Source organism: Rhodococcus sp. 2G (genome assembly GCF_001886355.1).
Lineage (GTDB): Bacteria > Actinomycetota > Actinomycetes > Mycobacteriales > Mycobacteriaceae > Rhodococcus > Rhodococcus pyridinivorans.
Genome location: NZ_CP018063.1, coordinates 334509 through 347191, shown reverse-complemented (window position 1 = coordinate 347191; position 12683 = coordinate 334509). Strand labels below are relative to the sequence as shown.

Annotated in this window: 12 protein-coding genes; 2 read left to right on the top strand and 10 right to left on the bottom strand. The window is 68.1% G+C overall.

From position 1 onward, the window contains the following. Positions 1-137: 137 nt before the first annotated feature. The 3 genes from BO226_RS01710 to BO226_RS01700 form a co-directional block, all read right to left on the bottom strand. Positions 138-575 carry a DUF6069 family protein gene (locus tag BO226_RS01710; RefSeq protein ID WP_071934497.1) on the bottom strand — a complete coding sequence of 146 codons (438 nt, stop codon included), beginning with the start codon at positions 573-575 and terminating at the stop codon, positions 138-140. A gap of 73 nt (positions 576-648) precedes the next feature. Next, a complete protein-coding gene (locus BO226_RS01705) occupies positions 649-2442 on the bottom strand; it encodes an ABC-F family ATP-binding cassette domain-containing protein (protein WP_071934496.1) in 1794 nt (597 codons plus the stop codon). A gap of 43 nt (positions 2443-2485) precedes the next feature. Continuing rightward, the gene (locus BO226_RS01700; RefSeq protein ID WP_037216304.1) at positions 2486-3421 is read right to left on the bottom strand and encodes a 4-(cytidine 5'-diphospho)-2-C-methyl-D-erythritol kinase; all 936 of its coding nucleotides are present in this window, start codon (positions 3419-3421) and stop codon (positions 2486-2488) included. Between the two features lie 89 nt (positions 3422-3510). On the opposite strand from BO226_RS01700, the gene BO226_RS01695 reads away from it, so the two are divergent. Then, positions 3511-3777, top strand: coding sequence for a hypothetical protein (locus BO226_RS01695; RefSeq protein WP_006553821.1), 267 nt, complete (start codon positions 3511-3513; stop codon positions 3775-3777). Positions 3778-3840: 63 nt separating this feature from the next. Here BO226_RS01695 and BO226_RS01690 read toward each other — a convergent pair whose 3' ends face one another. The 7 genes from BO226_RS01690 to BO226_RS01660 form a co-directional block, all read right to left on the bottom strand. Further along, positions 3841-4047, bottom strand: coding sequence for a cold-shock protein (locus BO226_RS01690; RefSeq protein ID WP_006553820.1), 207 nt, complete (start codon positions 4045-4047; stop codon positions 3841-3843). A 226-nt stretch (positions 4048-4273) separates the two neighbouring features. Beyond that, a complete protein-coding gene (gene rsmA, locus BO226_RS01685) occupies positions 4274-5182 on the bottom strand; it encodes a 16S rRNA (adenine(1518)-N(6)/adenine(1519)-N(6))-dimethyltransferase RsmA (protein WP_071934495.1) in 909 nt (302 codons plus the stop codon). A 53-nt stretch (positions 5183-5235) separates the two neighbouring features. Next, a complete protein-coding gene (locus tag BO226_RS01680; RefSeq protein WP_006553818.1) occupies positions 5236-6363 on the bottom strand; it encodes a resuscitation-promoting factor in 1128 nt (375 codons plus the stop codon). Positions 6364-6755: 392 nt separating this feature from the next. Continuing rightward, a complete protein-coding gene (locus BO226_RS01675; protein ID WP_033098246.1) occupies positions 6756-8435 on the bottom strand; it encodes a sulfatase-like hydrolase/transferase in 1680 nt (559 codons plus the stop codon). Positions 8436-8576: 141 nt separating this feature from the next. Next, positions 8577-9005 (bottom strand): DoxX family protein, encoded by a 429-nt coding sequence (locus BO226_RS01670; protein WP_019288774.1) that lies wholly within the window; start codon positions 9003-9005, stop codon positions 8577-8579. Between the two features lie 79 nt (positions 9006-9084). After that, entirely contained in the window at positions 9085-10161 is a 1077-nt protein-coding gene (locus BO226_RS01665) for a maleylacetate reductase (protein WP_071934494.1), read from the bottom strand. A 40-nt stretch (positions 10162-10201) separates the two neighbouring features. After that, a complete protein-coding gene (locus BO226_RS01660) occupies positions 10202-11032 on the bottom strand; it encodes a TatD family hydrolase (protein WP_060652139.1) in 831 nt (276 codons plus the stop codon). Between the two features lie 22 nt (positions 11033-11054). On the opposite strand from BO226_RS01660, the gene metG reads away from it, so the two are divergent. Further along, positions 11055-12635, top strand: a complete 1581-nt coding sequence (metG, locus tag BO226_RS01655; RefSeq protein WP_006553813.1) for a methionine--tRNA ligase — start codon at positions 11055-11057, stop codon at positions 12633-12635. Positions 12636-12683: the final 48 nt, after the last annotated feature.

Here is a 12683-nt window from a genome sequence, read left to right as displayed (position 1 = left end):
CAACTCGACCTGATCGAGCGGTTCGCGCGTCCCGCGCTCAGCGCTGCTTCGACCTGACCGTAGGCCTCTGCCCGAATCAGGGGGAGGAAATGTGCGACTTTCCTTGCGGAAGCGCATATTTCCTCCCCCTACTCGTGTCAGTCACGCGCACGGAGCATCTCCAGGGCCACGACGACCACCACGGCGATCACGACGTGCATCAGCGTCAGGGCGACGGTGCTCGGCGTGTCGAAGTCCGCGGAGATCGTGCCCTGGATCGTCGCCAGCGGCAGCAACGCCCCGACGACCTGGGCGATCCGCGCGAAACCGTTCCACCACAGGGTGAGCAGGGCCGCGACGGCGAGACCGACGGTGAGCGGGACAACGGACATGAGCACCACGCCACCGGGCGCCGCGCTCACCACCTCACCGGCGTCGGTGTGTTCGAACGAGCCACCCGCGATGAGCCCGACGGCCCACAGCGCGAGGTCGATCACCAGTGCGGTCACGACGGACACGGCGACCACCACGGCGGAACGCGCGAGCCGGGACTGCGGGAGATGCGTAGAGGTACCGGATGTTTCGGTGACGGACATGGATCCTCCTGATGGGCGTTCCTTCTGACGACGCCCATCCTGCGACCTCGAGCCGACTCGAGGTCAAGAGGATTCAGTCGAGATCTTCGGCGAGCTCCATCCATTGCTCCTCGGCCGCTTCCTTCTCCGCGACCACCTCACGCAACTGCGCGTCGAGTTTCTGCAGCCGGTCAGGATCGGTCGCCGCCTCCGCGAGGTCGTGGTGCAGCTTCTCCTCCTTCTCGGTCAGCTTCGCGACGAGACGCTCCAGGCGCGACAGTTCCTTGCGCGCGGTGCGTTCGGCGGCACCGTCGCGCTTCTTCGGCTGCTCGGCGGCGTCACCGGTCTTCGAGACGGTCGACGCCACCGACGGCACGTCGACGTCGCCCATGGCCGCGCGCCGGCGCAGGTACTCCTCGATGCCACCGGGAAGGTTCGTCAGGCGGCCGTCGCCGAACAGGGCCCACGTCGAATCACAGATGCGTTCGACGAGATACCGGTCGTGGCTGATGACCACGAGGGTTCCGGCCCAGCCGTCGAGCAGGTCCTCGAGCTGCTGGAGGGTGTCGATGTCGAGGTCGTTGGTGGGCTCGTCGAGGAGCAGCACGTTCGGTTCGGCCATGAGCACGCGCGTGAGCTGCAACCGGCGACGCTCACCACCGGACAGGTCGCCGACGGGGGTGCGCTGCCGCGCCGGTGTGAAGCCCAGACGTTCGGCGAGCTGACCGGCGGAGATCTCCTTGTCGCCCAGTGTGATCCGCTCGGCGACGTCCTTGACGGCGTCGAGCACCCGCATGTCGGTGGGCAGGTCGTCGAGTTCCTGCCGCAGCCAGCCGATCTCGACGGTCTGCCCCTGGACGCGCCGTCCCTGCGCCGGTTCGAGTTCGCCCGCGAGCGTGCGCAGCAGGGTCGTCTTGCCCGAACCGTTGACGCCGACGAGACCGATCCGCTCGCCCGGACCGAGACGCCAGGTGAGGTCGCGGACCAGTTCGCGCCCGTCCGGGGTGGTGAGGGTGGCGTCCTCGAGTTCGATGACGACGCGGCCCAGGCGGCGCTTCGCGAACGATGCCAGCGCCACCGAGTCGCGCGGCGGCGGCACGTTCGCGATCAGCGCTTCGGCGGCCTCGATGCGGTACTTCGGCTTGGACGTGCGGGCCGGAGCTCCGCGACGCAGCCACGCGAGTTCCTTGCGCGCGAGATTGCGGCGGCGTTCCTCCATCGCGTCGGCCTGGCGGGCACGCTCGGCGCGCGCGAAGATCCAGTCGTTGTAGCCGCCCTCGTAGCTCTCGACCCGGCCGTTCACGACCTCCCAGGTGCGCGTCGCGACGGTATCGAGGAACCAGCGGTCGTGGGTGACGACGACGAGCGCGCTGCGCCGCGACAGCAGGTGCTCGGCGAGCCACTGCACGCCTTCGACGTCGAGATGGTTCGTGGGCTCGTCGAGGACGAGCAGGTCGAGATCCTGCACGAGGGCTGCGGCGAGGGCGACCCGGCGACGCTCACCACCGGACAGACCGTCGACAACCGCGTCGAGACCGAGATTGTCGATGCCGATACCGGTGAGCACCGAGCGGATGCGCGCATCACCGGCCCACTCGTGCTCGGCCACATCGAGCGGCCCGAGGACCACCTCGCCGACGGTCGAGCCCTCCGGCAGACCGCCGCGCTGCGTCACGACGGCCATGCGCAGACCGTTCACGCGGCTCACCCGGCCCGAATCGGGCTCCTCGATGCCGGCGAGCACCTCGAGCATCGTCGTCTTGCCGCCGCCGTTGAGGCCGACGACACCGATCCGCTCCCCCTCGTTCACGCCGAGGGACACCGAGTCGAGTAACGGCTTGATGCCGAACGACTTCGAGACCTGTTCGAGGTTGATCAGATTCGCCACGTGGAGGAACGCCTTCCGAGAATTGCGGAGATGTACTACAGGATCAGGAGTGTGCGGGATCGGCGTCGCCGACGACACGGGCTCCGGGCACCGGACCGGAGGCGACCCGCACCGTACGGCACACACCGGCACCGGCGAGTTCGGCACTCACGGTGACGGCGGCGTGCTGGTCCTCGACGAGGAACGCGCAGGTGGGGCCGGAACCGGAGACGATGCCCGCCAGGGCCCCGGCCTCGACACCCGCCCGGAGCGTGCGTCGCAGCATCGGGTCGAGGGACAGGGCCGCGGCCTGCAGGTCGTTGCCGAGCAGCGGCGCGAGCTGGTGGGCGTCGCCGGAGCCGAGCGCGGAGAGCACGGCATCCGCGCTGCCGATGCGCTGAGGTTCTCCCTCGGCACGCAGCCGGTCGAGTTCACGGAAGACGACCGGTGTGGACAGGCCCCCCTTCGCGAGGGCCAGTACCCAGTGGAAGGTGCCGCGGGTGAGGACGGGGACGAGGCGCTCGCCCCGCCCTGTTCCGATCGCCGTTCCGCCGTGGAGGCAGAACGGCACGTCGCTGCCGAGGCGGACGGCGAGATCCGCGAGGTCCTCCCGGGGCGCCCCGATGCCCCACAGTGTGTCGAGCGCGACCAGCGTCGCGGCAGCGTCGGCGCTGCCACCGGCCATTCCGCCGGCCACGGGGATGCCCTTGTCGATCGTGATCGCCACGTCGGGTGTACGTGCGGCCCGTTCCGCCATCATCTCGGCGGCGCGCCACGCCAGGTTCGTCGAATCGGTAGGTACCGACTCGGCGCCCGCGCCGCGCACCGTCACGCTCAGGGTGTCGGCCGGGACCACCGACACCTCGTCGTACAGGGACAGAGCCTGGAAGACGGTGTGCAGGTCGTGGTAGCCGTCAGGACGGAGGTCACCCACCGCGAGATGCAGGTTGACCTTGGACGGGACCCTCACTGTCACGGGGGTCGGCACGACGGAAAGCACGAGTACAGAGCTTACTCGGGATACGGATGCTTCCCGACCGCCGCGGCCACGCTCTACGATCGATCGACTCTGAACACTCTGGAGGAAATGTGACTCGTTCCGTACGTAATGCGGTCGCCGTCTGCGCCGTCGCCGTGGCGGCCACCATGGGAACCGCCGGCGTCGCCTCGGCCGAACCGGCTCCGCCGCGCGTCTGCTCGCTCGGCGACCTGGTCCTGCGCTCGCTGAATCTCGTGGACTGCGTGACCCCTCCCACGGGCTCCGCCGGAATGGCGACCGGCTCCGCCGACTCGGCGGGCTCGTCGACCGGTTCGTCGAACTTGGGCATCACCGGTTACGGGGCAATGATCGGCTGACCGGACGAACGAATCCGGGCCGGCACCCTGAGGTGCCGGCCCGGATTCGGAGAATTATCGGTATCAGCCGATGACGTTCACGCCGGTGGCCTGCGGGCCCTTCTGGCCCTGGCCGATCTCGAAGCTCACGCGCTGGTTCTCCTCGAGGGTGCGGAAGCCGCGGCCCTGGATCTCGGAGAAGTGCACGAAGACGTCAGCGGAGCCGTCCGAGGGAGCGATGAAGCCGAAGCCCTTTTCGCCGTTGAACCACTTCACAGTACCTTCAGCCATGTTGCTGTCCTTCACTTGCAGGCAGAACGGATGTAGACGTTCCGTCTCGTCGGGAGTCGGTTTCGGCCCCCGGGTCTGTCACTACACGGCTGAAACGATTCCATCGTGGCTATCGCATCCGCTCGCAACCAGAAATGTGCGAGGGGTAAACCACGAACACACTACCTAACGACCGAGGACAACTTAACCACACATCGCATCCGACCGCCAGGACGAGTGACCGGGATCACTCCACCCCTACGAGCCGCACGAAGGCTGCGGCGTCGAGCTTCTCCCCGCGGGTCGACGGCTCGATACCGGCCGCCAGCAGGCGCCTCTCGGCCTCCGCGGGCGAACCTGCCCATCCACTCAACGCTGCGCGCAACGTCTTTCGCCGTTGAGCGAAGGCCGCGTCGACGACGGCGAAGACCCGGGCGCGTGTCCGGGCGTCGGTGGGCCACGGTGGCTCCGCATAGCGGTCGACACGCACGAGGCCCGATTCCACCTGGGGAACGGGCCAGAAGACCGCACGCCCGACGGCGCCGGCCCTGCGGACGTCGCCGAAGAACCGCGCCTTCACGCTGGGTACGCCGTAGATCTTACCGCCCGGTTCTGCTGCGAGCCGATCGGCGACCTCGGCCTGCACCATCACGAGAGCGGTTCGCAGAGTAGGGAATTCAGAGAAAAGGTGCAGCAGCACCGGCACCGCGACGTTGTAGGGCAGGTTCGCGACCAGCGCGGTGGGCGTGACGGGAAGATCCTTCGGCAGCACCTTCATCGCGTCCATGTGCACGACGTCGAAGCGGTCGGCGAGCTGCGGGGCCCGCTCCCGCACGGTAACGGGAATACGCTGCGCGAGAACGGGATCGAGCTCGACAGCGACCACACGGTCGACGACGTCGAGCAGGGCGAGGGTGAGCGAACCCAGGCCCGGCCCGACCTCGAGCACGACATCCTCAGGGCCGACCCCGGCGACGTTGACGATGCGGCGCACCGTGTTCGCGTCGTGCACGAAGTTCTGGCCGAGCTGCTTCGTCGGGCGCACCCCGAACTCCTCCGCGAGTGCGCGGACCTCGGCGGGCCCGAGCAGCGCGGCGAGGCCGCGCGGAGAAGCCGGAGTGGCCCTCGGAGTGGTTTCGGGATCGTCTGCTGACACGTGGTGAACCTAGCGCACTCGGGAGCAGGTCACACCGCGCACACCCGCGCCGGTCAGCGCAGACCGAGCTTGCTGGTGCAGGATGGCCAGGCGCCCCAGCCCTGGGCCGCCTGGACCTTCTCCGCGACGGCGATCTGCTGCTCGCGCGTCGCGAGATCGGCACGCGGCGCGTACTGGGTGCCGCCGAAGCCGGCCCACGTCTGCTGCGTGAACTGCAGGCCACCGTAGAAACCGTTGCCGGTGTTGATCGCCCAGTTGCCGGTCGCCTCGCACTGCGCGAGAGCGTCCCAGGTGGAGCCGCGACCGGAGGCCGGCACGGCGGGCTTCGGCTTGGTGCCGACGCGGACCACGACGGGCCGCGGCTCGACGAGGACCTTCGAAGCGGTCTCGGCGCGTCCGACCTCGACACCGTTGACGGTGTGAACGTCGAAGGTCACCGACCGCTCGCCCGGAGCACCCGGGTCGCTCACGGCGGCCTCACCCTCGAGCATGTTCGGATCGTCCACGCGGTTCTCCGGCGGGGCGATCGGCAGGTTCTCGGTCCGCGACTCGGTCCGGTCGCGGGTGACCACGACCTCCATGCCCTCCGCGAGTTCCGCGTCGAGGGCAGGGGTGACGCTGTCGGCCTGCTCGAGCTTCGCGCCCTGGGCCTCGAGGAACTCGGCGACCGTCGGCGCTGCGACGCGCACCTCGGCGGCGGGCGCGCCGTTGTCGGCGAAGCGCACCGTCTTGGGGTTGACGACCTCGAGATCGGCACCGTCGAGCGGGAGGCGGTGCGAACGGGAGGCGGAGACGTAGGCGTCGTCGGAGAGGCGGAACTGGTCGAGCGCCTCGTCGACGGTCAGCGCGGTGGTCCACACCGAGCGCTCCTCACCGTCGACGGTGAGGCGCAGCTCGCGAGCCTGTCGCAGGACGATGGTGTCGCCGTCGGAGACGGACGAGTCCACGGCCGGGGCCACGACGTCGTTCTCGTCGACGGTGTAGCCGGCTGCGGCCAGGATGTCGCCGACGTTGGAGTTCATCGTGCCGAAGGCACGCTGCTCACCGTCGACGTCGAGGACGACGTCCTTGTGCTGAACCACAGCAGTGGCGCCACCGGCACCGAGGGTGACGAAGACGGCGGCGACCACCGAGTAGAACACCGGCGACTTGAGGCGATTGATCTTGGTGAAAGGTGACACGATTATTTCCAGACGGACGACAACTGTGATCACAGCACGGTAACGAGACGGCATTGTTATCGCAACTTCATCGCCTTTACCTGCACAGATCATGATTTCTGTCAGATCACGACGCACGTCACAGATATCGGATCGATATTAGCTCGATCATTTTCGAGTGTCCGAAATCGCCATTTTCGATCGACACTCGGAAGAAGAACTTCCTCGCGATTCGGGCGGCAAGGACATGGATTCCGTGAGGTAGCCGAGGAGCGCGCGCAGCTGTGCCCTGCCCCATGCGGGGGCGTTCGAGGTGCCGATGCCCACAGGCTCGGACGGAGCGGCCGGCTTCGCGGGCGCAGCGGTTTCCGGGACCGCCTACCGATGGTCGCGGTTGCCGGTGATCGGCTTCGTCAGCGTCCGGCCGACCCGCTGGGAATCGGGAGATCGGCGGATCCGCTCGGTACGGGGAACTGCGGAATCGTCACAGCCGGGGTGGTGCCCGTGCGGGCCATCACGTCCATCAGGACGGCGTGCATGGCCGCGACCTGCACCGGGTCGAAGTTCGCGAGATCGAGCGGGTTCGCGCGGTTGCGCGTCTCGAGCGGATCGTCGTGCAGGTCGTAGAGCTCGAACTGCGGCAGCGCGCGTCCCGACGGATCGAAGTACATCGCGTACTTCCACCTGTCCTGCCGGACGGCACGAATGTGGTTGGGCTGCTTCACCGTCGTCTGCCCGTTGGCCGCGGCGGCGTTCTCGTCGTCGAAGGTGAACAGGACGGTGTCCTGCACCTGTGGCGGCGTGCCACCGGACGACGCGCCCTCGATGACGGGCGTGAGGTCGACGCCCTTGAACGTCCACGCCGAACGGTCGGGCACGGCGGCCATCGTCGCGAGGGTGGGCATGACGTCGATCAGCGACGCGAGCGCGTCGGTGGAGACCGGCCTCGGGAACATCACCGGATTGCTCACCACGAGAGGGACATTGAGCGTCTCCTCGTAGGCGTTGAAGGCCTTCTGGCGGAGTCCGCCGTGGGAGAGCCCCATCTCACCGTGGTCGGCCACCCGGAAGACGACGGTGCGTTCGCGCATGCCCGAAACCGATTCCAGCGCATCGAGAACCGTCCCGATGTGCTGGTCGACGACCTTGTGCATGTAGGCGTACAGGTTGACGTACTGCCGTGCCGCTTCGGGACCGACGAGCGGACCGAGCGCACCTGCGAGCAGCAGGAGCAGTTCGGCCTGGGCGGTGGGCTTGAAGTTGCGGAGCAGGTCCTCGTCGATGGTGGGCGGCAGGTCGATTCCCTGCTCGAAGGCCTCGGGTGCGAAGGCCCCGTAGTTGTTGCAGTCGCCGTCGACCTGATCCCAAGTCTTCGGGTACGAGAGGATGTCGTGGGGATTGGCGAACGACACGATGAGCGCGAACGGCCTGTCGTCGGAGGCGCTGCGCGACCGCAGGAATTCGGCGGCGTCGGAGGCGATCTTGCCGTCGCGGTCGGCGCAGCCACCCCCGAAGTTCTCGGGTGCTGTGTCCTGCCCCGCCTCCGGGGGCTCCCACCCCGCGAAGCCGTACCGCGCGATGTCGTCGGGCGACGGGTCGCCGCCGTCGGCGCCCTTGCTCATGTGCCATTTGCCGCGGTAGTGGACGTCGTATCCGGCGGAGAGCAGCATCTTCGCCATGTTCTGGCCGTCCACCGGCAGCACGGGTTCGGTGGGCGAGAGCGTGCCACCCTCGGTGAGGGTGCTCACCACCCCGTGCTGGGCGGGATAGAGGCCGGTGAAGAACGTGCTGCGACTGGGCGAGCACATCGCGGCGTTGCAGAACGACCGCGTGAAGGTCAGCCCGGTGTCGGCCAGACGCTGCCGGTTGGGCAGGTTGTTGCGCGCCCAGTCGGCCGGCCAGTGCATCGGCTGGCGCTCCTGGTCGGTCATGATGATGAGGATGTTGGGACGCTGCGGTGTCCGAGGCTGTGCCGCAGATGATCCGGCGCCCACGAGGCCGGCAGCGAGGAGCGCACCCGCGCCCACGAGGAAGGTCCGTCGATTGACATTCCACGTGGTGTCGCGACGCGGAACAGCCTGCTGCACGGTCATATCGGTCCTGTCGGAGAGATCCGTGAACGCGTATGTCGTACAGGAGAATAACAAGACATATGCGTTGAGCGCGCGTCATCGGACGGAAGAGGCGCTGAGGACGATCGGGGGAAATCGTCCACAGCGCCGCGGAACCGCAGGTCAGGCCGTGCGCAGGAGCGGAACCTTCCGCGCGAGGAATCGGTCGACGCTGAACGCTCCCGCACCGACCGCGGCGAGTAGGAGGGCCCCTGCGCCGAGCGCGGCCACGAGCTCGAAACCACCGTCGCCGACGTAGATTCCGTTCTCCACGTGCACGATGAAGAACGCGCCGAGCATGAGCAGGAACAGCAGGACGCCGAAGACGGGGACGAGCACACCGAGGATGAGCGCGAGACCGCCGAGGATCTCGATCCAGGTGGCGACGAACGCCGAGACGGCCGGGGCGGGCACGCCCATTCCTTCGAAGCCGGCCTTGGTGCCTTCGTATCCCCACGAATTGAACTTCTGCAGTCCGTGCGCGAGGAAGATGACGCCGAGTACGAGTCGGGCCACGAGGATGCCGAGGTCGCGGACGAGAGGGGTCTTCATGTCGAGCCTTTCGGGTAGGAGGCCGGAGAGCCCCACCTAGTTGAAGCGAAAACTAAGGTAGCAACCCTTGGTTGTAGCTTCAACCAGACTTCTGCGCCGGTTCCGGACGGGTACCGGCGAACGCCTCCCCCAGCAACCGTCGCACGCCCACCTCCGTGACCTCCCGGGGATTCGGATACGGCTTCGCCGTCGCCAGTCGTGCCGCCTCGTCCAGATCGGACTCCCGGAACCCCAGTTCCTCGAGACTCGTCGGCCCACCGGCCGCCGCCACGAGGTCGTAGACGCCCGCGGACGCCGAATCCGTGCCGAGCGCCTGCGCGACCCGCACCATGACGTGCGGTACCGACGGTTCGTTGTAGGCGAGCGCGTGGGGCAGCACGACGGTGTGCGTGGCGGCATGCGGCAGGTCGAACGAGCCGCCCAGCACGTGACAGAGCTTGTGGTGCAGCCCCATTCCTGCCGAGGCGAGACAGGTTCCGGAGAGCCACGCCGCGAGCAGCAGATCCGAACGCCCCTCGGGATCGGCCGAATCCGCACCGAGCGCCGGGATACCCCGGGCGATCGCGGCCACGGCCTCGAGCGCGAGGGCGTCGACGATCGGATTGGCCTGTTCGGAGTAGAGGGCCTCGACCGCGTGGGCCATCGCGTTGATCGCGCTGGTCACCGCCAACGGAATGGGCATCGAGGTGGTGAACTCGACGTCGTAGATCACGGTCTCGGGAAGGATGTCGGGCGACGAACGCGTGGTTTTCACCCCGTCGGCGGTCTCACCGAGAACGGGCGTCACCTCCGACCCGGCGTAGGTCGTCGGCAGGATCACCTGATCGATCCCCGTGCGGAGTGCCAGTGCCTTGGCCAGTCCTGTGGTCGAGCCGCCACCCACCGCGACGACCGCATCGACGTCGTGCTCGGTGACCCGGCCGAGGACCCGTTCGGTCACTTCGACCGGCGTGTGCATCACCGCGCCGTCGATACGCGCGACCTGCAGATCGCCGAGATACTTCTCGACCAGTTCCGCCTGGTGCCGCACGTGCTCGCCGGCGAGCAGCAAAACGCGGGAACGATCGAGTCGACGTACTTCGTCCGCGACCCGCGAGGCGGTACCGGGGCCGAAGATCACACGTACCGGATGAGAGTTGTAGACGAAGGAGCGCATGCCCGTATTCTCACGACGGGAGTGGGGACGCGCGTGCCCTTTACGAAAGTCCGTACACCCGCTCGGCGTTCGCGGTGGTGGCCGCCGCCAGTTCCTCGGCGTCCTCGCCCCGCACCTCGGCGAGCGCGCGCACGGTGTACGGCAGGCAGTACGACTCGTTCGGCGCGCCCCGGAAGGGATGCGGGGTCAGGAACGGCGCGTCGGTCTCCACCAGCACCAGCTCGCGGGGCACGAGCGGCGCCGCTTCACGCAGGGCCTTCGCGTTCTTGAAACTCACGGTGCCCGAGAAGCTCAGCAGGTATCCGGCGTCGACGCAGCGGCGGGCCATGTCGGCATCCGACGAGAAGCAGTGGAAGATCACCTTCTCGGGTGCGCCCTCGTCGTGCAGGACACGCAGCAGGTCGGCGTCGGCCTCGCGGTTGTGGATCATCAGCGGCTTGCCGAGTCGCTTCGCGAGGTCGATGTGCCAGCGGAAGCCCTCCTCCTGCTCGGCCGGTTCGGCGCACCCGTCGAGCTTGCCGGGCCAGTAGAGGTCGAGGCCGGTCTCCCCCACCGCGACGCAGCGCGGGTCGGCGGCGAGTTTCTCGATCTCGGCGCGGGTAGCGTCGTCGAGACTGTTCGCGCGGGTGGGATGGATGGCGACGGCCGCGTGGACGCGGTCGTCCCAGTGCGCAGCCCGCACGGCGAAACGCGCCGCCTCGAGATCGTCGGCGACGGTGACGATGCGTCCGACCCCCACCGCGGCGGCACGATCGACGATCGCGGAGGTCGTCGCGGCGTCCTCGGCACCGCACGCGTCGAGGTGCGTGTGGGCGTCGACGAGGGGACTCAACGGCTGCGGGGCTTCGGGGGCGGGACGGGCTGCGCTCACGCCCTATAAACTACTGGCCACCATGACTGCGCCTGATTCCTCCCGCCCGGCTGCCGGCGATCCCACCCGCCCGCCGTTCTACGTCACGACCGCGATCGCGTACCCGAACGGCGCCCCGCACATCGGGCACGCCTACGAGTACATCTCGACCGACGCGATCGCGCGGTTCAAGCGACTCGACGGCTTCGACGTGCGCTTCCTGACCGGCACCGACGAGCACGGCCTGAAGATGCAGCAGACCGCCGCGAAGGAAGGCATCCCGGTCACCGAACTCGCGTCCCGCAACTCGGACGTGTTCGAGGCCATGGACAAGCGGCTGAACATCTCGTACGACCGGTTCATCCGCACCACGGACGCCGATCACCTCGAGGCGAGCAAGGCGATCTGGCAGCGCATGGTCGACTCGGGCGACATCTACCTCGACACCTACGCGGGGTGGTACTCGGTCCGCGACGAGGCGTTCTACACCGACGGCGAGACCACCCTGCTCGAAGACGGCTCGCGGATCTCCACCGACACCGGCACCCCCGTGGAGTGGACCGAGGAGTCCACCTACTTCTTCCGGCTGTCGGCTTATCAGGACAAGCTGCTCGAGCTCTACGAGAAGCAGCCCGACTTCATCGCCCCGGCCACCCGCCGCAACGAGATCGTCAGCTTCGTCTCCGGCGGCCTGAAGGACCTGTCGATCTCCCGCACCACCTTCGACTGGGGTGTGCCGGTCCCCGATCACCCCGATCACGTCATGTACGTGTGGGTCGACGCGCTGACCAACTACCTCACCGGCGCCGGCTTCCCCGACACCGAATCGGAGTCCTACCGCCGCTACTGGCCCGCCGACCTGCACATCATCGGCAAGGACATCACGCGGTTCCACACCGTCTACTGGCCGGCCTTCCTCATGTCGGCGGGGCTCGAACTGCCGAAGCGGGTCTTCGTCCACGGCTTCCTGTTCAACAAGGGCGAGAAGATGTCGAAGTCGGTCGGCAACGTCGTCGACCCGCTCGAGATGGTCGACCGGTACGGCCTCGACCAGCTGCGCTTCTTCCTGCTCCGCGAGATCTCCTACGGCCAGGACGGCAGCTACAGCCACGAGGCGATCGTCACCCGCATCAACGCCGATCTCGCCAACGACCTCGGCAACCTCGCGCAGCGCTCCCTGACGATGGTCGCGAAGAATCTCGAGGGCACCGTGCCCACGCCGGGCGAGTTCACCGCCGACGACGAGGCGATGCTCGCCCAGGCCGACGCGCTGCTCGCGAAGGTGCGCGCCGAGTTCGACGCGCAGGCCCTGCACCTCGGTCTCGAAGCGATCTGGCACGTCCTCGGCGAGACCAACCGTTACTTCTCGGCGCAGCAGCCGTGGGTGCTGCGCAAGACCGATCCCGAGCGGATGGCGACGGTCCTGTACGTCACGCTCGAGGTCGTTCGGATCGTGGGTCTGCTCGTCCAGCCGGTGATGCCCGATGCCGCCGCGAACATCCTCGATCTCCTCGGTCAGACACCCGAGGCACGGCAGTTCGACGCCGTCGCGACCCGCCTGGCTCCGGGCACGACCCTGCCCGCCCCGGCACCGGTGTTCCCGCGCTACGTCGACGAGGACTGAGCGTCCGATCCGGCGACGGAGAGCTTCACCTGCGTGTTCTCCGTCGCC